General features: G+C 67.1%; 28 protein-coding genes. 9 read left to right on the top strand and 19 right to left on the bottom strand.

The window, feature by feature from the left end; all coding sequences use genetic code 11:
- Positions 1-176 precede the first annotated feature (176 nt).
- Positions 177-698 carry a hypothetical protein gene (locus AB0I04_RS25285; RefSeq protein WP_360888954.1) on the bottom strand — a complete coding sequence of 174 codons (522 nt, stop codon included), beginning with the start codon at positions 696-698 and terminating at the stop codon, positions 177-179.
- Positions 699-929: 231 nt separating this feature from the next.
- Between AB0I04_RS25285 and AB0I04_RS25280 the strand changes: the two genes are divergently transcribed.
- Entirely contained in the window at positions 930-1,412 is a 483-nt protein-coding gene (locus AB0I04_RS25280) for a hypothetical protein (protein ID WP_360888951.1), read from the top strand.
- Positions 1,413-1,705: 293 nt separating this feature from the next.
- On the opposite strand, the gene AB0I04_RS25275 is transcribed toward AB0I04_RS25280, so the two are convergent.
- Positions 1,706-2,434, bottom strand: a complete 729-nt coding sequence (locus AB0I04_RS25275; RefSeq protein ID WP_360888949.1) for a hypothetical protein — start codon at positions 2,432-2,434, stop codon at positions 1,706-1,708.
- A 436-nt stretch (positions 2,435-2,870) separates the two neighbouring features.
- On the opposite strand from AB0I04_RS25275, the gene AB0I04_RS25270 reads away from it, so the two are divergent.
- Positions 2,871-3,122 (top strand): hypothetical protein, encoded by a 252-nt coding sequence (locus AB0I04_RS25270; RefSeq protein ID WP_360888946.1) that lies wholly within the window; start codon positions 2,871-2,873, stop codon positions 3,120-3,122.
- Between the two features lie 177 nt (positions 3,123-3,299).
- Here AB0I04_RS25270 and AB0I04_RS25265 read toward each other — a convergent pair whose 3' ends face one another.
- The 3 genes from AB0I04_RS25265 to AB0I04_RS25255 form a co-directional block, all read right to left on the bottom strand.
- Positions 3,300-3,449, bottom strand: a complete 150-nt coding sequence (locus tag AB0I04_RS25265; protein ID WP_360888943.1) for a hypothetical protein — start codon at positions 3,447-3,449, stop codon at positions 3,300-3,302.
- A 144-nt stretch (positions 3,450-3,593) separates the two neighbouring features.
- A complete protein-coding gene (locus tag AB0I04_RS25260; protein ID WP_360888941.1) occupies positions 3,594-3,791 on the bottom strand; it encodes a hypothetical protein in 198 nt (65 codons plus the stop codon).
- A gap of 42 nt (positions 3,792-3,833) precedes the next feature.
- The gene (locus tag AB0I04_RS25255) at positions 3,834-4,553 is read right to left on the bottom strand and encodes a VC0807 family protein (RefSeq protein WP_360888938.1); all 720 of its coding nucleotides are present in this window, start codon (positions 4,551-4,553) and stop codon (positions 3,834-3,836) included.
- 338 nt (positions 4,554-4,891) lie between these two features.
- On the opposite strand from AB0I04_RS25255, the gene AB0I04_RS25250 reads away from it, so the two are divergent.
- A complete protein-coding gene (locus tag AB0I04_RS25250; RefSeq protein WP_360888935.1) occupies positions 4,892-5,320 on the top strand; it encodes a hypothetical protein in 429 nt (142 codons plus the stop codon).
- A gap of 111 nt (positions 5,321-5,431) precedes the next feature.
- Here AB0I04_RS25250 and AB0I04_RS25245 read toward each other — a convergent pair whose 3' ends face one another.
- The 7 genes from AB0I04_RS25245 to AB0I04_RS25215 form a co-directional block, all read right to left on the bottom strand.
- Positions 5,432-5,899, bottom strand: coding sequence for a hypothetical protein (locus AB0I04_RS25245; RefSeq protein ID WP_360888932.1), 468 nt, complete (start codon positions 5,897-5,899; stop codon positions 5,432-5,434).
- A 124-nt stretch (positions 5,900-6,023) separates the two neighbouring features.
- Entirely contained in the window at positions 6,024-6,470 is a 447-nt protein-coding gene (locus AB0I04_RS25240; protein ID WP_360888929.1) for a nuclear transport factor 2 family protein, read from the bottom strand.
- Positions 6,471-6,648: 178 nt separating this feature from the next.
- Positions 6,649-7,095, bottom strand: a complete 447-nt coding sequence (locus tag AB0I04_RS25235; protein WP_360888926.1) for a hypothetical protein — start codon at positions 7,093-7,095, stop codon at positions 6,649-6,651.
- Between the two features lie 254 nt (positions 7,096-7,349).
- Positions 7,350-8,363, bottom strand: coding sequence for an LLM class flavin-dependent oxidoreductase (locus tag AB0I04_RS25230; protein ID WP_360888923.1), 1,014 nt, complete (start codon positions 8,361-8,363; stop codon positions 7,350-7,352).
- Positions 8,360-8,668, bottom strand: a complete 309-nt coding sequence (locus AB0I04_RS25225; protein WP_360888920.1) for a TIGR04076 family protein — start codon at positions 8,666-8,668, stop codon at positions 8,360-8,362. The genes AB0I04_RS25230 and AB0I04_RS25225 overlap by 4 nt, the downstream gene beginning before the upstream one ends.
- Before the next feature lie 56 nt (positions 8,669-8,724).
- Positions 8,725-10,221, bottom strand: coding sequence for a sodium:solute symporter family protein (locus AB0I04_RS25220; protein WP_360888917.1), 1,497 nt, complete (start codon positions 10,219-10,221; stop codon positions 8,725-8,727).
- Entirely contained in the window at positions 10,218-10,523 is a 306-nt protein-coding gene (locus AB0I04_RS25215) for a DUF3311 domain-containing protein (protein WP_360888914.1), read from the bottom strand. The genes AB0I04_RS25220 and AB0I04_RS25215 overlap by 4 nt, the downstream gene beginning before the upstream one ends.
- Positions 10,524-10,787: 264 nt before the next feature.
- Here AB0I04_RS25215 and AB0I04_RS25210 point away from each other — a divergent pair, with 264 nt between their 5' ends.
- Entirely contained in the window at positions 10,788-11,324 is a 537-nt protein-coding gene (locus AB0I04_RS25210; protein ID WP_360888911.1) for a cupin domain-containing protein, read from the top strand.
- A 102-nt stretch (positions 11,325-11,426) separates the two neighbouring features.
- Here AB0I04_RS25210 and AB0I04_RS25205 read toward each other — a convergent pair whose 3' ends face one another.
- The 4 genes from AB0I04_RS25205 to AB0I04_RS25190 form a co-directional block, all read right to left on the bottom strand.
- Positions 11,427-11,894, bottom strand: coding sequence for a peroxiredoxin family protein (locus AB0I04_RS25205; RefSeq protein ID WP_360888908.1), 468 nt, complete (start codon positions 11,892-11,894; stop codon positions 11,427-11,429).
- A 49-nt stretch (positions 11,895-11,943) separates the two neighbouring features.
- Entirely contained in the window at positions 11,944-12,501 is a 558-nt protein-coding gene (locus AB0I04_RS25200; RefSeq protein ID WP_360888904.1) for an RNA polymerase sigma factor, read from the bottom strand.
- 171 nt (positions 12,502-12,672) lie between these two features.
- Positions 12,673-13,266: a dihydrofolate reductase family protein gene (locus tag AB0I04_RS25195; protein WP_360888901.1), complete on the bottom strand. Its 594-nt coding sequence runs from the start codon at positions 13,264-13,266 to the stop codon at positions 12,673-12,675.
- Between the two features lie 146 nt (positions 13,267-13,412).
- Positions 13,413-14,450 (bottom strand): RNA polymerase subunit sigma-70, encoded by a 1,038-nt coding sequence (locus tag AB0I04_RS25190; RefSeq protein WP_360888898.1) that lies wholly within the window; start codon positions 14,448-14,450, stop codon positions 13,413-13,415.
- 84 nt (positions 14,451-14,534) lie between these two features.
- Between AB0I04_RS25190 and AB0I04_RS25185 the strand changes: the two genes are divergently transcribed.
- From AB0I04_RS25185 to AB0I04_RS25175, 3 genes are all read left to right on the top strand, one after another.
- Positions 14,535-14,825, top strand: a complete 291-nt coding sequence (locus AB0I04_RS25185) for a hypothetical protein (RefSeq protein WP_360888895.1) — start codon at positions 14,535-14,537, stop codon at positions 14,823-14,825.
- A gap of 196 nt (positions 14,826-15,021) precedes the next feature.
- Positions 15,022-16,536 (top strand): serine hydrolase domain-containing protein, encoded by a 1,515-nt coding sequence (locus tag AB0I04_RS25180; RefSeq protein ID WP_360888892.1) that lies wholly within the window; start codon positions 15,022-15,024, stop codon positions 16,534-16,536.
- Between the two features lie 131 nt (positions 16,537-16,667).
- The gene (locus AB0I04_RS25175; RefSeq protein WP_360888889.1) at positions 16,668-17,174 is read left to right on the top strand and encodes a hypothetical protein; all 507 of its coding nucleotides are present in this window, start codon (positions 16,668-16,670) and stop codon (positions 17,172-17,174) included.
- Between the two features lie 127 nt (positions 17,175-17,301).
- On the opposite strand, the gene AB0I04_RS25170 is transcribed toward AB0I04_RS25175, so the two are convergent.
- Both AB0I04_RS25170 and AB0I04_RS25165 read right to left on the bottom strand, forming a co-directional pair.
- Positions 17,302-18,309 (bottom strand): CU044_5270 family protein, encoded by a 1,008-nt coding sequence (locus AB0I04_RS25170; RefSeq protein ID WP_360888886.1) that lies wholly within the window; start codon positions 18,307-18,309, stop codon positions 17,302-17,304.
- 2 nt (positions 18,310-18,311) lie between these two features.
- Positions 18,312-18,899 carry an RNA polymerase sigma factor gene (locus tag AB0I04_RS25165; protein ID WP_360888883.1) on the bottom strand — a complete coding sequence of 196 codons (588 nt, stop codon included), beginning with the start codon at positions 18,897-18,899 and terminating at the stop codon, positions 18,312-18,314.
- A 398-nt stretch (positions 18,900-19,297) separates the two neighbouring features.
- On the opposite strand from AB0I04_RS25165, the gene AB0I04_RS25160 reads away from it, so the two are divergent.
- The gene (locus tag AB0I04_RS25160; RefSeq protein ID WP_360888880.1) at positions 19,298-19,498 is read left to right on the top strand and encodes a hypothetical protein; all 201 of its coding nucleotides are present in this window, start codon (positions 19,298-19,300) and stop codon (positions 19,496-19,498) included.
- A gap of 87 nt (positions 19,499-19,585) precedes the next feature.
- Here the strand turns inward: AB0I04_RS25160 and AB0I04_RS25155 are convergent, their stop codons facing one another.
- Positions 19,586-20,623: a hypothetical protein gene (locus tag AB0I04_RS25155; protein ID WP_360888877.1), complete on the bottom strand. Its 1,038-nt coding sequence runs from the start codon at positions 20,621-20,623 to the stop codon at positions 19,586-19,588.
- Positions 20,624-21,034: 411 nt separating this feature from the next.
- On the opposite strand from AB0I04_RS25155, the gene AB0I04_RS25150 reads away from it, so the two are divergent.
- Entirely contained in the window at positions 21,035-21,802 is a 768-nt protein-coding gene (locus AB0I04_RS25150) for a glycosyltransferase family 2 protein (RefSeq protein WP_360888874.1), read from the top strand.
- Positions 21,803-21,834: the final 32 nt, after the last annotated feature.

Raw genomic sequence — 21,834 nt, 5'->3', positions numbered from 1 at the left:
CCCACCGCCGCCTGGCCCGCGACTACGAACGCCACCCGGCCACCTCCGAAGCCATGATCCGCTGGGCCGCCATCAACACCATGGTCCGCCGACTGACACGCGGCCGACCCACCACCCGAACCGGACCACGGCCCCTGGAATACGAATGAGATCAACTTCTCAAACACTCACTTAGCTCACAGGCATATCCAGCAGTAGAGCTGGTCGTCTGCCTGGCGAGCGCGACGGGCCAGAGCCACAAAGCCCTCAATGATGTCCAGGGCGTGTGCCGCGTCCATATGACCGCCGAACTCCTCGATCCGGGCCCATTCATCGGCGACCGAGGGCAGTGTGGAGTCATCGACGTCGGCGAGCGCGTCACGGATCCGATCACCGAGTTCTTCCAGCCAAGGGCCGGTGTTCCATGGAGACTCTTCGGGCAGCCGCTCGATCTCTTCCCGTGACCGTGGCTTCGTCTCCTCTGGCGGCCACACGCCAACGGTCTCGACCAGATCGATGCTCCACGGCACAGCGAGTATCAGTCCGACCAGTTGGCCGAGGATGACGTAAGGATCGATACCTTTCGCATCCAACGCATCCAACGCATCCACGCCCGCACCGATGGTCGCCGGGCCACGTGGTACATCATCACCCTGATCAAGCAGCCGAAGCGCCGCCTCCGTATCGGGTGCCCGGAAGTAATCGAACAGCACGCCCACGCCATCTGCTCCCATCGACGCCTCAGGGGACCACCGTTGCGCGGATCGTACTGATACCCACCGTCAAATGACCGTCATGACCGGCATCCCGCTCACGCGTGCCCGTTGCGTGCCCGCTCGCTCACCAGGCTTCCCGTCGCCCGCGTCACCGGGGTTCTGTGGCCTTCTGCGAGCGCTTGAGCTCGCCGCAGACAGCCGGACTCGTCTCATCGCTCCGTAGACTCGCCTGGCATGTCCTGGATCTCTGTACTGTCCACCGTCGTTGGTGCCGTCATCGGCCTCGGCTCAGGACTGTTGACCGATCACCTGCGCTCAGGACGGGAACGCGCCGGACAGTCGCTGAACGCCCGACGGGATGTCTACGTCCAATATCTGTCAGCTCTCCACGATGCGAACGAGGCCCTGCGTGCTGTCTCCTTCGGCGAGCACGCACCAGACCTCACCCGCAAGTCTGCAGCCCGCGGCGCATTCCGCTCCGCCCGGATCACCCAGGCCCGAGAGCACGTCATTCTCCTGGCGCCCGAACCTGTCATCACGGCAGCAGACAACGTCTACCGGAGCCTGCGAACGCTCCGGGACTGCATCAGCCAAGGTGAGCAGTTGGCCCAGTACGAGCCGACGCTGATGGCCTACGGCGACAGCCTGGACGAGCTGCGACAGGCCGTCCGTCACGACCTCGGTATCAATGGTCGAAGTCCCCGCATCGAGCTCTGAGCACCGCATCGGACGTATTTCCAGTCAGGCCGGGACGAGATCCCAGGTCAGGGCTCTGATCTTGCTGGGGGTCCGTACCCGGCGGGTCAGCTGGGTCGCCTTGTATATCCGCGATGCGTCCCGCCGTGCTCACGACGTTGGCCTGCGCGGGTAGATCCACTTTGGGCCTCATCGCATGAACGTTTTCGGCACCGACACCCTGGCCTCGCGGATGCCCAGCTTGGTCACCACTCGGCATTATCCAGAACGACCATGGACGCCGTCCGTCCCGGAGAGGCGGCGCTGTCGGCTGGTCAGCTCTGCGGGAGGGAGTCCAGCATCTGCTTGAACGCGCCGGAGAACCTCATACTGAAGTCCTTGTCGCCCTTGAGGGTGACGCCCATCGACTCCAAGCGGCCGCGGGAGTACCAGAACACGCCGTCACTCATCGGTGCCGGATCGCCCTTCATCAACTGCTGGCTCGTCTGCATCAGGAACGGGATCATGTTGAGCGCTCGGCGCGACTGGATCGGCAGAGCGATGAAGGAGTTGTTGGTGGGCAGGGTGACGATCGCGCCGTTCGGCAGCGAGGTGCCCAGCACCTCCTCGACGCGCAGCGCTTGGCCGACAGCGGGCCAGCCGGTGCCGTTCACGACGTGCATCTTGACGCCGACGTTGGTGTCGAACGCCCGGATGTTGAGCTTGTCCTGACGCATGTTCGTCAGCGCGCGAAGCCAGAGCGCGCCGGGGTCGGCGCCCCACTGGGCTGCGGCATGCTGGGCCACCGTCACCGCCTCGTGTGCGCCGTCGCGCCGGCGTGCCCCGGCTTTGACGACGAGGACGGCGGACAGCCCCTCGCCGATGTCAGTGGCAACCGGGTCGGACCCGAGCCCGCCGTCCTGCTGGCGACTGATGATCAGGGACAGCTGCGCGTCCCGCACCTCCGGACGCATTGCCCCCAGCGCCTGGCAAGGCCCGTGCGCCGAGCACCCCGGCCCGGTGTAGTGCTTTGATTCGGGCTTCGCCCGGTTGAACATTCCCATCGGCTCAGCATGTCAGCGCTTGCCACACCGGTCGACCCGGCGGCTCACCCGGTCACCACAGCGACTCGGTCCCGTCTCGGTGAGGGCCATCACCCATCCCTGTCAGCTTCCTCCGCCATGCGCGATGGGGATGCCCAGCGAGATTTAGGAGCGCTTGCCGTTCCAGAAATCGGTGCCCTGGTCGAGACCGGGGCTAAGTGGATGCCCCACCGGCTTGTTGACGGTGACGGTGCCATCGGATTCGGCTGGGACGGGCGATCCGGATGCTCACGGACCACGTCGACAGAAAATTATCGGCGGCCTGACCAGCATATTCACAGAAAATCCCACAACACCGCGAACTTACGCCACTGTAGTGGGCATCGGACTCCACGTAACGACACGCAAGGAGCCGATGGCCCTTTCGGCCAACGGCTCCCCGTCAGAGGAGAGAAACATGAAGTCCTTGCGCTCTATCGCCGCTGCCGGCCTGATCGCCGCTGCCGCCGTGGCCACGATTTCACTGGGCACGGGCACCGCTTCCGCCGCCCCCGGACAATGGACGATAGTCGGAGGCGGGTACCCGAACCTGCTCGCTTGCCAGGTGGACGGAGTACAAGACACCTCCGATCCGGCGAACAACGGCGGCTACACCCAATTCGCGTGCTACCCGAGCTCAACCGGCAAATGGGATCTGTGGGAGCGCTGACCGACCCGAACTGGGAATTCTCCGCGTCGAGACCATTGCTCGGGGCGGAGAATTCCCTGCTGTAAAGCGCGGGGTTCGGCGAGACAGTTCTGAGATCGTCACGCGCTGCACACCGGCCCATATCCACCGGGTTGGAGTCGGCACTTCATCATCGTTCCCCAGCAGCCGCAGAAGCGGTCAGCTCGCCACGTCCACGCCCTCCTGGCACGCGTCCATGTAGGCGCCCTTGCCGGCGGGGAACTTGCCGCCGCCCTTGACGGCATCACGGTAGGACCTCGCGCAGAAGTCGGAGGGAAGGTGCGACGCCGTCCGCGGCGACTGGGGCAAGGCCGGCGGCGATGCGGGCTCGCCTGGACAGAAACGGTGGGCGGAGAGGACCCGGAATGCGGACCGCTCGTGTGAGATGGGTGTGATCCACTATCGGCATGGGTGGTGCGCTTGCGAGTCTGGTCGCGGTGGCCGGGACTCTGCTCAGAGGAACGGGTCGGAGACTTCGTACGAGCGGCGGCCACTGAGGTTCGTTGAACTGGTGGTGCGCCGTGCCCGTTGCGTGCCCGATCGTCGGCAATGATCTGCATCTCGACGTACGACGTCGGGCTCGAAGACCTTCCGTGAGTTCTGCCCGCCGGGGAAGAAGCCGGTGCCGTAGTTGATGCCCTTGGCGCGCATGGTCGTGTCCTCTTTCCGCGTCGGGGGTCGCGGGTCGGCGGGTCAGGCGGCGGCTGCGGCTTCAGCCTCGATCATCTTCTCGATCGGCTGAGTGGCGACCGCGCCGACGGCGATGCCGACGGCGATCGCGCCGATCAGCATCACGCTGGACAGCCAGGCCATCGTCTCGACGGGCAGAGTGAAGGCACCGATCAGGCGGGCGACGCATTCGCCTAGCAGGGCACCGCCCCAGACGAGGCTGAAGCGGCGCTCGAGCCGACCGAACGCAGCCGATCCGGCGGACAACCGGTCCCACGCGGCGATCTTCGCCGCGTCCCCCTTGGTCATGAAGGGCTTGAGACCGGCCGACATCAAGAACCGGCCGCGCAGGGCCATCACGATGATGCTCAGGCCGATCACACTGCTGACGCCAGAATCCTTGGCCAGCATCAGGCGGGCATCGCCCGTGACGAAGCTGAGCGCGATCCCGGCCACGTTGACGAGCAGCATCAGGCCCGCCAGGCCGTTGAAGGTCCGGTGACGGACGGCGTCGGCGATCGCGCGCACCGCCGGGACGACGCTGCTGAGCGCGAGCGAGGTGATCAGATCGAGACCCAGGCCCTTGTGCAGCAGGTAGTACGAACCCACCGGGAGAGCGACGTCCACCACCAGCGGCTTGAGGTTGCCCAGCAACTCCCCGCCGTTGGACTGCGGGCGCGCCTCTGGGGCGGCGGCCTTCGTATCGGACCGGCCGGCCGCGACGGGGGAGGTGATCTGCGCCATCTTCGTTCCTTCGCTCGGCTTGCTTCAGTGATGCAAGCTTCGCTGGAACGCAGGGTCGCTCGGCAGATCCATCGATCCACGGTCGATCAGTACGAATGTCACCGCCCCGGCACAGTCATCGATGCCGATCCCCTCGGATCGGTCGCCTTCCCGGTCCGGTGACCGGTGCGTCTCCTCGCCACCACGGAACTCGGTGCCGCTTGGCGTGAACCAACGCGGCAAGATGGCTTCGGACGGATAGCCCTCCGCGCGTGTCCACCAGGATTGCGCGTACCTGCCGTACGGGGGTCGGTGATTCCTGATAAATATCCGATATGCAGGCACAGATGTGGGTGTCAGTGGCATCCATGATCGGGGTCGTACTGGGCGGAGGTCTGTCCTATCTGACCCAGCTCACCACCCAACGGCAGGCTAACCGCAATGAAGACAAGCGGCAGACGAAAGCGCTGGCCGAGGCGCGCCGAGCGGAGCAACTGGACCTCCTGCGCCAATTCATCCAGATCGCCCAGCGAGCAGAGCGCTTGGCTGAGGACCGTGACGGCAGCTCCGAGTGGGTGACAGCTGCCAAGAACGTCATGGACGATCTCTGGGCCTGCGAACGAGTCATCCACATCCTGTTCACGCCGACGCTCCACGAACAGGCACGCCGATACGTCAAGGCAACTAATGATGTCCTATGGGAAGAACCGGCCGACGTATCAATGTGGGACTACCTAGAAGGACCTAAAACCAACTTCCTCGACGTAGCCCGTACGGAGCTTGCCTGACACATCGGTCACCGGTGTCGCTGAGCGGCGTGGCCGGGCCGAGTGCTCGGCGGGTGGGACGACCGCGGACGGGATGACCGGCAGGGGCGCCATGGTGCCGGAGCGATCAGGTCAGTCTTCGGGCGAGGGCTTGACCGACGGAGCCGGGATCGGCGGTATCGGGTTTTCATCGAAGGCGCGGAACACCCGTGTGGTCGGGTCCGGCGCTCCCTCGTCCCGAAGGCGATCGGTGAGCAGGAAGTCGGCCAGTTCGAACGCGGAAGCGTGTCCACTCTCGCTCAGGAAGAATGTTCCACCGATGAGGTGTGGATCCCAACCGTGCGCCAAGGCATAGTCGATGACCGTCCGCACGTCCTTTGGGGTCGGATAGTTGCAATCGGTCGCGCACCCCCACGGCAAGACCGCCTTTGACAACAGGTCCGCTTGGAGCGCACTGCTGTTCTTCCCAGCGCCCCAAACGCGCACGCGGATGCACCTGTGACAGTCGCGCTCGCCGGCCACGTGACAGATCTGGCCTGTCCATGTGAACTCGCACCCGTTCGCGTACAGCTTCCGCAACCGCTCTTTCACGCTGCTCACCTCGCCTCATTAGCCGGGCCGAAGCCTATGGTGTCATCCTGCGTACTGCGAAAATAGGGCCGTGTCGTCGGGTCTCCTGCCGGTTTCAGAATCGCAGGCTGATTCTGCCATCTGGCCCGCGCCTTCAGGCCCGCCCGCCGCGCCGAGTGCCCGCCTCGGCCTCGCCGAAGACCATGCGGTGTCCGCGGGCCGTGTCCATGTACTCGCGGACCCGGTGGATCAGACCGTTCCGGAGTTCGAAGACGAAGCAGTAGTCGTTGGCGTAGTGGTCGCCGTTGGCCAGAGTCGCCGTCATGGTCTCCTCCACGATCACTCGCTCGCCGTCGGCGTAGAACCCGTGGAAGATGACGGTGACGTCTCGCACGAAGAAACGGGGGAAGTCCTCGGCGAGGAAGCGCACGATCGCCTTCTTGCCGATCAGATGGCTCGGACCCTCCAGCGCGACGGCAGTAGCGTTCCCCGGTGGCGCGAGCCACTCGGCGTCCTCGGTGAAGACTGCACCGATCCGGTCGGCGTCGTGACTGGCGAACGCCTTCCATGCGTCCTGGACGATGGTGCGGCTCTGAGACATACCGTGACCGTAGACGGGCGTGGAGGTAGCGGCTGGCAGCTTTCCGTCATCACCCCGAGAACCCGAGCCGGGCTGCCGGGACTTGTGTGCGGGACGGAGCCCGGCTCCATGAACGGAAGCCCCGGCCGGGGTGAATACCTCTATGGCCGCAGAATATGGTCGCGGTCTCCGTCGATTATCAGAGATCGCTAAATTCGTTGTATTCCTTCAGCTGGGCGTACATATTCCGGGAACGTTCGTCCTCGCCGAAGTCCCTGAGTGCACCAGCGAACTTGAAGCCGATATTGTCAACCTGTGGCTCGATGATGCACTTCTGCACCCACGACAGCGTGAACTGAACGGGTCCACCCTCGCGGATGGCAAGTACCTCTTGGAGGCTCATGCCCTCTCCGTCGATGACGCACTGAACGTCGCGGCAGGTACTGGCCAGCAACTCGGCGAGGTAGACGGAGTATGCCAGGCACTTGACCGCGCGCAGCGACGGCTCCTCGTCAGTGTCTTCCGCCATCGATTCGAGCACCCCTTGGACGAACCAGACGCTCTCATCGGAGCCGTCCAGATCGGCGCCGCTCTCCCGCGCCCAGTCCAGGAACCGGTGGGCCTCAGCTCGAAGTTGATCACTCATCTATGCAGGCTATATCCCGGTCAAGTGGCATGGCGCAGGTTTCACAGACCCGGTCCGCTCCTCTGAGAGTGGGCCGACGGCAGACCCAAGTCCACGAAGTTCCCAATCTGAGTAGGCCGATTCTTAAAGGTCGTTCTGCAGGCACAGACTTGAGGCGCGCCACAAATTCATCGGTCGATCGAGCGCGTCCCTCCGGGCGGCGTAGGCCGTCCGTGACCCAGCCGTGAGCCCGGGGTCCTGCGTTGTCGCGACGCTCACCAGGACGGTTCGAGGTCGAGCAGGGGAAGGACACGCTTTCCGAGTACTTCGATGCCGTGGTCGGCACTCAGGCCGTGTGGCGTACCGAATTCGACTCGGCTCGCACCGGCGTCGATGAGCCGCTGGGCCTGAGCCGCCACATGCTCGGGAGTGCCGGAGAACGCGAACAGGTCGAGCAGGTCCCCGGGGATGAGCGCGCCCGCGCCGACGCGGTCTCCTTGACCCAGCCGTTCCTTCACCCGGGCGAGCAGGTCGGTGGGCACCTCGATGGTGGGATCGAGTTCGGCTACCACGGCGAGGTACATGGTGACCTCGGTGCGCGCCAGGGCCCGGGCGCGCGCGCCATCCTCGTCGACGACCGTTACCGCTCCGACCACGATGCCCACCCGTCCCGTCGGCGAGCCCTCCGAGACCGGCCCTGCGCCGATACGGTGGCGCATCACGTCGACCATCGCGGGATTGGTGGTTCCACCGATCTTGACTTCGCGGGCGATCCGGCCGGCCAGCGCTGCGGTCCGCGCGCCCCAGGTGCCGATCAGCAGTGGGATCTCGGGACGGAAGGGGACATAACGCAAGTGTGCTTCCGGGGCGAGTTGGAACACCTCTCCCTGGTAGCCGTCCCGCGCTCCGGAGAGCAGTGCGCGGATCAGCCCGGCGGCGTCCCGCAAATGAGCCAGCGGCCGAGTCTGGCCGATACCGATGTCGCCCAGCCAGGTACCACGGGCCAGTCCGAGATAGGCCCGGCCGGACGAGGCCATGTCCAGGGCCGCGACCTGGCCGGCGATCTCGTAAGGATGCATCGAGTACGGGTTCCAGCATGCGGCGCCGAGGCGGAGCCGTCGGGTCGCGCCGGCCATCTCGAGCAGCGGAAAGATCGGTGGCTGGAACATGAGGTCACCGAAGACCGACAGTACGTCGAAGCCGAGGCTTTCGGCCCGCGCGGCAAGCCGGGCGTAGTCGCCGGGTCGCTTGTCGCTCTGCAGGCCCAGACCGATCTCGACCCGTGTCACGTCACATCCCCCGTGTTCAGTCGGCAGGATCCGATGCGGTCGATCCGCATGATCAGCCTTTCTTCGGGATCCGGGCAGCACACGAGCGTGTCCCTTTCCAGCCAGTCATCGCGGGGAAGGGCGCGCTGCTTGGCGGGCAGCAGCGGCAGCACCGCCTGCAGTGCGTAGACGCAGAAATGCCGTCCCTCGGGGATCCGCAGGTGCGCGCTGTCAACGAGTTCGAAGTAGTCTCCGACCGCCATCCCGCAGACCGACCTGCCCTCGATGCGGTCGACGGTGACGCGCAGGTCGTAAAGCTCCGTCACCGGAGCCTCGGACGCCGGGGGATTCGGGTTTCTCTCGGGTGGGGTCGCCGGGCCGGTCATACCTTCTCCGCTACTGTCACGTGCCGTGCCGACAGGTCGAGGCCCACGCCTGCGGCGTCGGCCTTCGGCTTCGGTGTCGCGAGGCTCACGACCAGGACCACCACCGCATTGACGACCATGGCGATCAGGCCGGGTTCCCACTCGGGCAGGTGCGCGGCCCAGTAGTGCTTGGCGAACGGAGCGAGCAGCGCGATGAACCCGGCCACGATGCCGATGAGCACACCGATCGCGGACGTTCTGCGCCACAGGAACGCGAGGAACACGCCGGGCGCGAGCATGCCGATGGCCGAGTAGGCGTACAGCAGGATGTCGACGAGCGACTTGCTCTGACCGATCGTCAGCCACACCGCGAGCCCGGCGAAGACGACCATGGAGAGCCGGGAGATGAGCAGCGTGGCGCGGTCGGACAGTTCACGTCTCGCCAGGCCGACGACGTTGCGTGCGAACAGCGATCCGGCGGTGAGCAGCAGGACGGAACCGGGCGCGAGTGCGAGCAGGAAGCCGGTCCCGGCGAAGAGGCCGACCACCCAGGCGGGGTACTTGTCCGAGACGAACTGCAGGAGCGCCCCGTTGAGGTTCCCGCCCTCCGGTTTCGTCCCGGCGGCCAGCGCCGCGAACCCGAGCAGAATGATGAAGAAGTAGGCGAGCGAGTACAGCGGCTGCCAGATGGCGTTGCGCCGGATCGATTTGCCGGACGCCGCCGAGTAGGACACCTGGAAGAGGTGGGGGAACACCCAATTGCCCAGCGCCACGTTCAGGGCCGAGGTCATGAGCCATGTCGATGTGGTCGGCGAATGCGGGTCGAGGCCGGGGAACCTGCCGATGCCGGGATGCCGCTGCTCGACGAGGTGGAAGATGTCGAGGAAGGACGACGCACCGACCTTGCCCGCCACGGTGACGGTCAGCAGCACCACGATGAAGATCATCAGGATGTCCTTGACGCCTGCGGAGAAGGCTGCGGAGCGCAGTCCGGCCAGGAGCACGAAGGCCAGCATCAGTACGGCGCCGATCACGACCGCGGCGTTCGGCGACACGGAGCCGCCGAGGGTCAGCCGTACGATCAGGCTGAGACTCACCAGCTGGATCTGCACGTAGACGATGAGCGCTGCGATGCCGACCACAGCCGTCACCGCACCGAGCCACGGGGCGTCGTAGCGAGCGGCGAAGAAGTCGGCCTGGGTGATCAGTCCGTGCTTGCGCCCGGCCCGCCAGATCTTCGGCATGACCCAGTAGCCGATGGCGTAGCTCAGCGAGACGGACGTGAAGGCGAGGTACGCCGGGGCACCCAGCGCCCACGCGTATCCGGAGATACCGAGAACGGCGAAGGTCGTGTAGACCTCTCCGGCATTCATGAACCAGAAGAGCACGGTGCCGAAGCGACGTCCGCCCACGGCCCAGCCGGACATGGTGTTCGGGGTGGTCGAGCGCCTCCCGAAGCCGATGGCGCCGACGGTGGTGCCCAGGACGATGATGAGGGCGAGTACGAGCGTCACGACGCGTCACCGTCCGCCTGCGGTGATCGGACGGTCGGCTGCGTCAGCGCGATGAACTCGCTTTCCTCCGCGTCCACGCCGGACCGGCGGTCCAAGCGGAAGACGAGGCCGACGACGGCCGTCGTCGCGATGACGCCGAGCATCTGCCAGAGCATGGGGAACGGCACGTTGAAGGGTGCGAACGACACGTCGTTGACCACGGGAACGAGGCCGACCTGCCAGATGAACGGCAGGACGAGCAGCCAGCGATAAGCGCGGGATCCAGCCGTAGGCGGCCGTCCGCGTCTCTGGGCCGATGTCATGGTTCTCTCCCGAAGGGGCGGGGGCCGGGCTGGTGACGTGACGACACTGTGCAGTCCGACTGGACGATGTGCTGTGAAACTAGACACGTGAGAAGCGTCCGTCAAGACGTGGAGGCCGACGTTCTTATGGCTGAAAGTTTTTGAAGCCATCGACATGACCAGCGTGAATATCCACGACTTCGGTCAGGGGCCCGCCCTTCGCGGGCCGGATGTGCAGGAGCAGCTCGATTCGGCCTATCGTGTAGCCAGGCTGTACGGAGGACCATGATCGGCGCGCAACTGCGAGAGCTTCGAACGAAGCGAGGGCTGAGTCTTCGGGCCCTCGCCGCGGAGGCGGGACTCTCCCCGACATTGCTCAGCCAGGTGGAGCGCGGTGTGACCGAGCCCAGCCTGGCCACGCTCCGCCGCCTCGCCGGCGTGTTCGGCGAATCGGTGGCATCTCTGTTCGACGACGCCGCAGCCCCTTCCGTCTGGGTGAGCCGGCCGGGTGAACGCTCGACTCTCAGCGGACCGCGAGGGCTGGTCCGATACGAGCGCCTGACTCCGGGCAACGGTCAGCTCGAGGTGCTGCGCGCGGTGCTCCCTCCCGGCGTGGCGACCAGCGAGGAGCCCTGGGCGCACTCTTCGGTCGAGTGCGCGTACGTCATCGCGGGGACGCTGACCGTGGAGATCGCCAAGGTGACGCACCAAGTCGCCGCCGGGGAATCGATCACCTTCGACTCCCGCCAGCCGCATCGCTACATCAACCCGTCAGGCGATCAGGTGGAGTACATCGTCTCGGTAACGCCCCCGTCTCCATAGACACAGCGGACGGACACCTGACGCCGCCGAGCACCATCTCCAGCAAACGCCTTGCGCGGTGTCAGGGATCGAGCAGGACGGACCTGGGCGCCGCCGGCTTGATCATGCGTGGGCGCGGAGGCCCTGGATGGCCGCGGTGATTCCTTTCTTGTCGTAGCCGCTGGTGGGCATGGTGGCGCCGTGAGCGTGGCGGACGATGCCCTGCGAATCGACGAGGATGCTGCCCGACTGCTGCATCGAGCCGAAGACCTTTCTGCTCAGGCCGATCATCTCGTGCGGGGTGCCCCGGCGGCCCACGAGGACGGGGAACGGGACCTGGCGCTTGTCCTTCCACGCGGCCGCTTCTCGACGGTCGGCAGGAAGCGCGACCAGCACCTGGACGTCGTCGGCCGCGAACTCATCGCGGCGCCGGATGAGGTCTTGGACGTGCCTGTTGCAGACCGGGCACGACGTCGACCGCATGAAATAGATCAGCACGGCATTCTTGCCCCGGTAGTCGGACAGGCGGACGGCCCGGCCGTCGGTGTCCTCCAGCAGTACGTCGGGCGCGGGCGATCCGGTTTCGAGCATGGCGAACTTCCCCTTCGAACTCGTGTTGTGGAAATGCGGTCTACGCAGGTCAGGCGCTGATGGTTCCGGGGTCGTGCGGGCCTTCGGCGGGGCCGGTCATACCAGCCAAACTGAGCCGGAGCCGGTTGCGGGCCCGGTGTAGCTGGGACTTCATCGCGGCGTTGCTCAAGCCGAGCGCCTCTGCGACGCTCCGCCCCGGATAGCCCAGTACGTCCCGCATGATCAACACTCTGCGCTGCACATCGGGCAACTCCTGGATCGCCTGCGCGACGAGTTCGGCTTCCAGGCGCCGGATGACCTCGTCCTCGGCCGACGTCGCCAGACCGGCTTCGGTCTCGTCATGGCGCTCGAACAGCACTCGACCTCGGCGCAGGCACTCGTTCCGGACGATTCGGAACATCCACGATGCCAGTGCCCCGGTAGCGCGCAGTGAGCCGATCTTCCGGTAGAGGATGATCAACGCTTCCTGCGCGGCGTCCTCGGCATCCTGCGGGGAGGCGCAGAGATGCTCCGCGAAGCGCCGTACGTGAGAATGGGCGCCGTAGAGCACCGCGGTGATCGACTCCTGATCACCGGCCTGCGCGGCCTTGATGAGCTGCGCGTTCACCCAAGAGCGGTCAGCCACGTCCACGCCCTCGCGGTCGCCGGAACGAGGTCCCGAAGAGTGCCTGCCGCACCGCCGGCAGAACGACGTCACCCACACCCATCTCCTTCCCCAGCATGGCCATCACCTCATAAGAGGCCCCCACACCGCGAAAGGATTCGGCAGAGGCGGAGATTACCCTGCGGCCGGCGCGTAGGTCGCGATGATCGCACTGGTGCTGGTCACGCGACTCTGGACGAGCCGAAGCCTCCTGAACGCGAAGCCATCACCGAACAGACGCTTCCCGCCGCCTACGATCACTGGATCGATCATCAGCTGGAACTCGTCCACCAGATCGTGCGCGACCAGCGTGCGGACCAGGCCGGCGCTTCCGATCACGCGCAGGTCGTTCCCGTCGTCCTGCTTGAGTTCGCGTACCTCGTCGACGATGTCACCGCGCAGCAGCGTCGAGTGTCGCCACGTCAGCGGTGCGGAGAGTGTCGTCGACGCCACGTACTTCGGCAGCCGGTTCATCGGCTCGGCCAGGGCCTGCTGCTCCTCGGGAGCCGTCGGCCAGTGGGCCGCGAAGATCTCGTACGTACGGCGCCCGAGCAGGAACCCGCCCGATCCAGAGATGCTCTGGACAATCCATTCCATCGCGATGCCGTCGAAGTACGGCGTGGACCAGCCACCGTGCCGGAATCCGCCCGAGGGGTCCTCCTCGGGGCCGGACGGACTCTGGTAGACCCCATCGAGGCTCACCCAGTCACTTACGATCACCTTGCGCATCTCGTCGCTCCTTCTCGCCGCGGCGGGTCGGTTCCTTCTCCGGCAGCGACGTCCTTCGGCGCGCCACCGTCCCGGACCGCTTTCGGTCCGGTCCATCCGTAGGAGACGAGTCGGCCCGCGAACTCATCGGTCGGGGCCAGGAAATTTCAGCGCGGCGCCTCGGGCGGGAGGCCGAACGGTCGCTGAGCAGCGGGATCGAGGAAGCCGTCCAACGCGACGATCTCCTGTCCCCGGATGGTCAGAACGTTGACGGCGCTGAGCGGAAAGGCGTTGCCGGCGACGTCGCCCATGTAGCAGGCGACCGCCAGTTGGCCGTTCGCCGTCATGGGCACCAGCTTCCACGGGTTCTCGAATATCCGTTCCGCGAAGAACCCCCCCACCGCGGTCCGTCCGTCGAACCAGGCGGGCAGCGGCGGCATCGTGAATCGGGCGTCCTTCGCCAGCAGGCCGACGAGGCCGTCGATGTCGTGGTGCTCCCAGGCCCGGACGAATGCGCGCACCAGCTTCTGCTGACCGTCGCCGCCGAGGGCCCGCAGGGTCACCTGCTGGCTCGCCGGCTCCAGCCGCCGATCCATGGTCTGACGGGCCCGTTGCAGTGCGCTGTTGACCGACGCCACCGACGTCTGGAGCGTCTCGGCGACCTCGGCCGCGGGCATCGCCAGTACGTCGCGAAGCACCAGCACGGCTCGTTGGGTGGCCGGCAGCTCCTGCAGGGCGGCGACGAAGGCCAGCTCCACGCTCTCCAGCAGCTCGTAACGGGCCTCCGGATCGGCGTATCCGGACCAGTCGCGCAGCTCGGTGTCCGGATACGGCTCGACGAATACCGACTCGGTCACCGGCTCGCCCAGCTCGTGCACCGAGGTACGGGCCGCGCCGTGTTCGGCGGCGAGCACGCGGCGGCTCTGCCGCCGCGATATCCGGATCGCAGCGTTCGTCGCGATCCGGTACAACCACGAACGCAACGGACTACGCCCCTCGAAGCCGCCGATCCCCCGCCACGCACCGAGCAGGGCCTCCTGCAACGCGTCCTCGGCGTCGTGCACCGAGCCCAGCATGCGGTAACAATGCGCGTGCAGGGCCGCCCGATGCGGCCCGACCAGCCGGGCGAACGCGGCCTCGTCCCCGTCGCGAGCGGCCTCCAAGTCGTACCGCTCCTCGGCCGACAACGCCGTCGTATCGGACACCCGCCGACGCTAACACGGCATCCAAGAACGTTCGCCGACCTTCTGCGGTGCGGTTCTTCGGGCCCTCCGGTCTACTGTGGAGCCGTGGCCTGGGACGCCTGGAACGAGGACGAGTATCTCGCCTGCCTCCGAGCGGAGCGTCGCGGTTACGCGTGGGTGATGCGGCGGTACGGAGGTCTCACGCCGGCCCGGGCAGAGGCGGCTGCTTTACAGCACTATCCCTATGAGGCGAGCGACGCGCCGTACCGCGGACTCGTCTTCCACGACCATTCGTGGCACTGGGCGATGTTGAAGATCCATGGGGACTCGTACTGGCAGGAGCACCCGGAACTGGTCGATCCGCCACCGGAGTACTGGGCCGTGTCCGACGCCTGAAGCGCCGAGAGTCGCCGCAGCCGCGGAAATCGGGGGTATGCGGCTGATCCGGCCGGGGGTATCGTCGGGGTCGGCGGTTTCCGGCCGCATCTGGGTCCGCGGGCAGAGCTTCAAGCTCACCGGCTTGCACAGTAGATCGACGGCACGTCTTTCCAGCCCGACGTCGCGGACCCGCGGGCGTGAAGGAAGGACTGCCTTGTCCGACCAAGCACGCCGACTTCCCGACCGGCCGAACCTGCGGTACCTCAAACAAGAGGCCAAGCGCCGTCTCGCGGCCGGGGAATTCGCGACACTTCATGAGGCCCAGCTGGCCATCGCCCGAGAGCACGGGCTGCCGAGCTGGACCGCGCTCAAGGAGTTCATCGTCGCCGCGCGCGATCGAGACCGCCACGCGTTCCGGCAGGTCGGTTGGGTGATCTCCAGGTTCCGGGGCGCCGGTGCCCCGGATTGGACGCCCCCGGCCGAAGCCGAACTGCAGGAGCACTTCGGTGACTCCTACCTGCGTCTGGTGCCGCCACGGACGATGGTCGGCACGCTCAGCCGGGTGGCCGAGCGGTTGGGCGCGGACCTCGTCGTCACCCGCGAGACCGCACTTCAGCTTCGCGCGCAGGTCGCCGACCTGCGGATCGAGGCGATGGTCGAGGCCGACCCTCCGCACCGGATCGCCGGGCTGCGGATGTACCCGGTGGGCGAGCGGGTCACCGACCCACGCGTCGCAACACCGACGACCCGCACCTCCGGTGCGGTCCCTCCCGCAGCGGTCGAGGTCGCCGAGGGGTCGTTCGCCGAGCTCGGTCTCGTGGGTCTCGCCCTGGCGGGCGCGTCGCGGGTGCCGGGTCAGGAACGTCCCGTGACCTGGACGCTAGCGTGCGGGTGGGCCGACCTGGAGCGCGCGGAGATGCTCCGGCCCGACCACCGATTTCCGGCGTACGGGATCACCAAGCTCATCACGTCCACCGTCGTACTGCGCCTCGTCGCCGACGGCCGCGTCCGCCTCGACGATCCGGCCGACGCGCAGCTGCGTACGATCCGGCTGGCCGACGAGGCCGTGACCGTACGGGAACTGCTCTCGCACACCGGAGGCGTGGACGGTCCCGAAGAGATGTTCGCCGACGAAGTCCCGGATGCGGTGTCGCTTCTCGGGCCGGTCGTGCCGTGCTCCGGTACGCGCGGCGGCTTCGCACCGGGCAACGGCGGATACGCCGTCCTCGGTCAGCTGATCGCAGACGTCACCGGGCTCCCGTACCCGGAGGCGGCGACCCGTACGGTGCTCGAACCGCTCGGAATGAGCCGTTCGTGGTTTCCCGCGAGCCGGCCGGACGTCGAGGTGATCACCGGTCACCGCCTCTCCGAGGACGGCTCGATGCGGCCGGAACCGACAAGGCTGTGCACCGTCCCCGCGGCAGGTGGTCTGTGGACGACCGCCGCGGACCTCGTCCGGTTCGGCCACGGGTGGTCCTCGCTGCTCCCCGATGAGCTGGTACGAGAAGCCCTGCGGCCACACGCCGTACCCCACGAGGCGGGTGCGCGGATGGGGCTGGGCTGGCTGCTGAACCAGTCCAAGGATGTCGCCGGTCATCCCGGGAGCGGGCCTGGCGCCGCAGCGTCTTTGATCATCCGGCCGGACCTCGGGCAGGTCGGCGTCACCCTCACCAACCGGCTCGTGCCGATCGAATCGGTCAACGGCCGCCTGGTCCGCCCGATCGCCTGATTCCCCGTACGGTCGCCGGGGAACTTTCGACGGCGAGCCAAGGGAGGGGCCGGCCGCGTCTCGCCCGGCCCCTCCCCGGCCGATGAGGCGAATCCTCGTCCGAGTAGCGCGGCTGTACTTATTGCCGGAATATGACGGTCGTGACATGGTCTGCGACGTTGTTGCCGCTGGCGGGTGTGGCTCTCGGATCGGGTGGCACTCTGGTCGGCCAGTACCTCACCACCCGGGTCGACGCGCGTCGTCAGCGGCGGGAGCAGTTGGCCGCCGAGCGAGGCGAGCGGAAGGAGGCGATCCTGGGTTTCCTGTCCGCGGCTCAGAGCGTCGAACTGCTCCTCGACGGCCAAGACTTCGCCGGGCGTCATCCTGAGGACGACGAGGTCATGGATCGGCTCCATGGGCTGTGGCTGGCCAAGAAGTCCTGCGAACTCGTGTGCTCGGCCGAAGTCGGCCAGGCCGCCCACGATTACACGCTCGCCCTGCACCGTCTCGTACGCGGCGGGTCTCGCGCGGAAGGGGCGGAGCCCAAGGGGGACCTTCGGCACGCGTTCATGGAAGCGGCCAGGAGGGAGCTGGGCGTCGCGGACGCTCCTCTGCGACGCGGTCCCCTCCCGCCGGTCAGCGGCGTCCCCACCTCATGAGCCGCTCGGAAGGATGACGGGCGGCGGCATTCGTTCGCCGGCTGCCGCGAAACCGAGAGCACGCCGATGCGCCGGCCTGCTGCGGGCGCCGCGATGGGGTGATCGTGGCGCCCGCCCGTGAGATCGGTCAGGCTCGTTGGCCCGGCCTGTCGACGACGCCGATCCGGGTCTGTGCCGACCACTGCGCGATTTCGCCTTTGCGGCTGCGCAGGGTGCCGTCGTCGCCGCGGGAGACGTGGTTCTTGATCACGACCGACCGTTCGCCGAGGTAGCTAAAGGTGCGCGAGTCGAGGATGAGTTCGTTGCGCAGGTAGCCCTCCTCGGTGATCGCGAACGCGACTCCAGAACGGCCGGCGGCGTCGGTGGCCTGGCGGATCAGCTGGACACCCTGCAGGCGCGACAGCACCTGGAAGAGCGCGGCCTGCACCTTCGGCGGGATGAGGCCGTTGCGCATGAACACGCCGATGTTGCTGAACACCACCAGGTCGCGGGGCCCCAGGGGTTCGTCGGCCGATGCGCGCAGTGTGGCGAGGAGCCGGTCGGGGTCAGTGGGCAGGCTGCTGAGATAGGGGTAGTCGAACCGGGGTTCGGCGGGCATGAGGTCGTCGATCGTCATGTTCCCGCTCGCGTCCATATTCGCCTGCTTTTTCCCGTCGGCCCGAATCCACTGTGCCGTGGTCTGCCGCCGGTGGGGGGCGACCGGGCCGTTCGGCTCGCTGGAGTCGGCCAGAGGTGCGCTGCGCGTCTGGATATAGATCCACTGCAGGGGGCCGGGGGCGGTGAACGGTTTCGCGAGGGCCGCCTGTGCGGCGCGGTTGGCCAGGTCGACGGCGTTGGCGACCGGCGTTCCCTGGAACACGACGTCGGGTTCCGGGTGCCTGTGGTCGGCGCGCTTTCCCGTGTTTCCGACGACGGTGATGCCCGTGGCGGCGGCCACCGCCACGAGCCCCCCGGCAACGGCGATGCGGAACAGTCGGCGGCGCCCGACAACGGCACGCCGGGCATGAGTCGGGACGGTCCGCTGCTCCGTCTCGGCCGCGGCGGCGAGCAGTCGTGCGCGGGCGAGGCGAGCGGTCTCGGTCGTCATCCGCGGAGTATCGGTGCGTAGCTCGGCGAGCAGTTTCAGGTCGTCCATCGTCAGTCCCCCTCGATCAGGTCCGTGGTGGCGGCGAGCGCCTCGCGGGTCTTCTTGCGCGCCCGGTGGATGCGGGAGCGCACCGTGCCCGTCGGCACGTCCAAGGCCTCCGCGACCTCCTCATATGTCAGGCCGCCCCACGCGAGCAGCAGCAGCGTGTCGCGGTCGCGCGGTTTCAGGCCGGCGAGCGCTGCCGCGAGGGCCCGCTGATGTGACTGAGCGGCGACGCGCGCCACGACGGCGTTGTCCATCGATTCGGGCAGTGGGTCGACACCGGTCCGCTGCAGCGCCCGATACAGCCGTTCTTCCTCGCGCCGGTGCCGGGCGAGGAGATTGGTGGCGATCCCGTACAGCCACGGGCGGGCCATCCGGCGGGTCGTGTCATAGGACGTACGACGGCGGAAAGCAACCAGAAACGTCTCAGCGACGATGTCGTCGGCGTGCTCGGTGCCGACTCTGCGCGCCGCATAGCGATGAATGTCGTCGGCGTAACGATCGAACAGGGTCGCGAATATCTCCGGATCCTGGTGAGACTCGACGATCAGCTGCGCATCGTCGCACTCCTCACTGACCGGACGAGCCGCCGTCACGTCGAAATTCCTTGGGGCATCTCACGCCTTCCTCGGGGCAGTGTCGTCACCCCCTGTTTCCCGAATCCGCCGATCCGGTTCACACGATGATCGTGGCGGCATGGCCTGGGGAAGAAGCCGTGCGCGTCAACCCGATGGCCAGGGCCAGGAGGCGCACTGGAGGACGGCTCGTGTCAGCTCGTCGGGGTCGAGGGCCTCGACCAGCCGTCACCCGGCCGGAGGTGGGATCAACGCCCACCAGGAGCCGGTCTGCCGGCCGTACCAGAAGACCAGCCCGGGGAACCGTCGCCTCAGGATGTCGACGGCGTTCGTGCTCACGGCCTCGGGTCCGGCCGGTCATCCCGTTTCCTCAGGTAGGCCGCGATCCGGGCGGCAGCACCGGCCGGGTCGGCGACCGCGTGATGCTCGTGATCGTCTCGACGCCATCGCTCGGGGTCCTCGCCGAGGCATCGGGGCTCGGGATTCCCGTCGTCATGCTGCCCTTCGTGAACAGCGCGCTGGCGGGACGCCGGGCCTTCCGCCGCAGCGTCGACGAACTGCGGGCCGAGGGCGTTCGGGCCGGGGGAGTTCGAGCCTCATCCTCCCGGCACGGGTGGTGAGCGCATCGACCGGTTCCCGTGGCTGGCGGCCCTGCTCCAGGCAGAGGAGATGACGACCCGCGCAATCGTCTGACCGACAGAACGCACTCAGAAACTGAAAGGAGGGGGCGATTTCTGGTTTCGGCGGGCTTTGGACGGAGCCACCACTGCCACCGCCTCGGCGGCGGAGCCGCTGTCGGCCCCCCTCAGGGCGAAGCCGTCCTGCGAATCTCCCCACATGGCGATCATGCCCCACGATAGGAACAATCCCTCGATGGCCGCGACCGCCCAGGCCAACCACGGGGCGTACACCGCCGCCGCGGCGAGGATCGACCCACCGGCCGACCAGATCGCGGTGGCGATCGCGAGGAGTATGACCATGGAGATCACGAAAGCGATCCGATGGATCCAGACGAGTTGGTCGATCATCTCACGCAGTGTCGCGACCCGGCGTTCGGCGCGGTCGGCCAGCGCCATTCCCGCGATAATGAACTCCAGGATCCTGCTGTCCGCGGAGGTCGCCGTGGCGCCCTGCCAGGTCGTCTGGAGTGCCCTACGGAGCCCGGCCACATCAGAGCCGAAGAGCGCACGTGCTTCCTTGGCCACCTGGTCCCAGGTCTGAAGGGCTCTGTCGACGGAGCCGTCGTCCGACCAGACCACGGCTCCCCAGGCGATCGCCGTTCCGATCGTCAGGGCGGACATCCCGGCGCATGCCTTCAGGTTCGCCGCGGTCGCCGCGCCGAGTTCGGCGATGAACATCGCACCGGAGCCGACCAGTGCCGCAGCGGCCGGCACTGCCGCCAGGTCAGCCGCAGAGCCGGTCGCCGGTATCGGGGGCGTCGCGGGGGAAGCCGGTGGCGACTGTGGTGCTCTAAAGACTCCGCGGGAATCAGGAATCCAGCCTATGTCATAGAGCACGGCATTGACGTTGGCGTCCTCTGTGCTCAGGTAGCGCTTTGCGGACTTGTGGAGGTTTTCGGCGTAGGTTTGTGCAGTCTTAATTCCGACGGCAAGGTTGGCGAGCTCATCTTCGCGAGAGATCGCGTAATTATGTCGAGCGCCTTCGCCGACCGCACCAAAAGCGAGATGTGGGATGTAGCTCTGCTCATCAATCAATCTTCGAAGCGAGTCGAGCCTGGCGGCCACGTCGTCCAAGTGTACGCTCGCGTCTCGCAGTGAGTCGTGATCAACACTTAGGTGGAGAGACACCAGGCATCCCTTTCGCGGGGTCGCGCGATTGCGGTTCCTGTCAGGCATCAATTCCTGAGAAAGCTACGCTGCTTGTCGACGCCGACACAACTCACTTCAAAAAGATGCGAACTGTGGGGGTGCATAAGGAGATCTCGGGCTGGTGCAGGTGGCGAGCCGAGCAGGGTCGCCATGGCTGAGAAGAGCTGTCCGTCCTGGACTCTGACGGTCTCCGGCGGACGTACGGACGGTATGCGTTCTCCAGTTGGGCGGGTCGCGATCCGTGTAACCGTCGGAGCACGCTGCTCGCATTCCGCCGCAATCTGGAAGGATCTTCGGCGAACGAGACTGTCGAACGGCGGGAGGGTGATGACGCGCGTCATCTCGATCGTGACGGCCGCGTACCAGCCGGTTCCGGAGTTCCTGCGCGCCGCGTACGAGTCGATCCTCGTGCAGGACCTTCCGCCGGGATGGACGTGGCAGTGGGTCGTCCAGGAGGACGGTGAGGCCGGCGACGTCGCCGCGCTGCTGCCCGAGGATCCGCGGGTGAGCCCGGGCCACGGGCGGCGCGGAGGGGCGGGGGTCGCGCGGACGCTCGCGCTGTCCCGTGTTCGCGGTGAGCTGGTCACGGTACTCGACGCGGACGACCTGTTGATGCCCGGTGCGCTCGCTCGCGACATCGAGATGCTGGAGCGCCATCCGGACATCGCGTGGGCGACGTCCCGGGCGCTCGATCTGCTTCCCGACGGCTCACGCGTGCGAGTCGACGGCGAGCCGCCGGAAGGCCGGGTCGCCCGCGGAACGCTCCTCCGGCTGTGGAAGGAACGCGGCCATCGGCTGCCGGTGGTCCCCGCGACGCTGTGCGTCCGCCGTGAGCTCCTCTTCGCACTCGGAGGGTGGATGGCGCTGCCCGCGTCGGCGGATACCGGCCTGCTGCTCGGCGCCGACGCGGTGAGCGACGGCTACTTCAGTGCCGAGCCCAGCATGCTGTACCGGAAGTGGAGCGGCCAGGTCACCAAGCAGGCGGCCCATGTCGACGCGGTGGAGTTGAGTGCCCGAGTCCAGGTCATCGAGCAACGAGCAGTGGCTCTCGGAGAGCTGTTCCACCCCGCAGTCAGAACGCGGCGTACCGGATAATCAGGCGACACTCGGTCATTCGCCAGCTAGGT

The sequence above is a fragment of the Actinoallomurus sp. NPDC050550 genome (assembly GCF_040655075.1).
Classification (GTDB): domain Bacteria; phylum Actinomycetota; class Actinomycetes; order Streptosporangiales; family Streptosporangiaceae; genus Actinoallomurus.
Note: the sequence above shows the minus strand (reverse complement) of the source record. Positions and strands in the feature narration are given on the sequence as shown.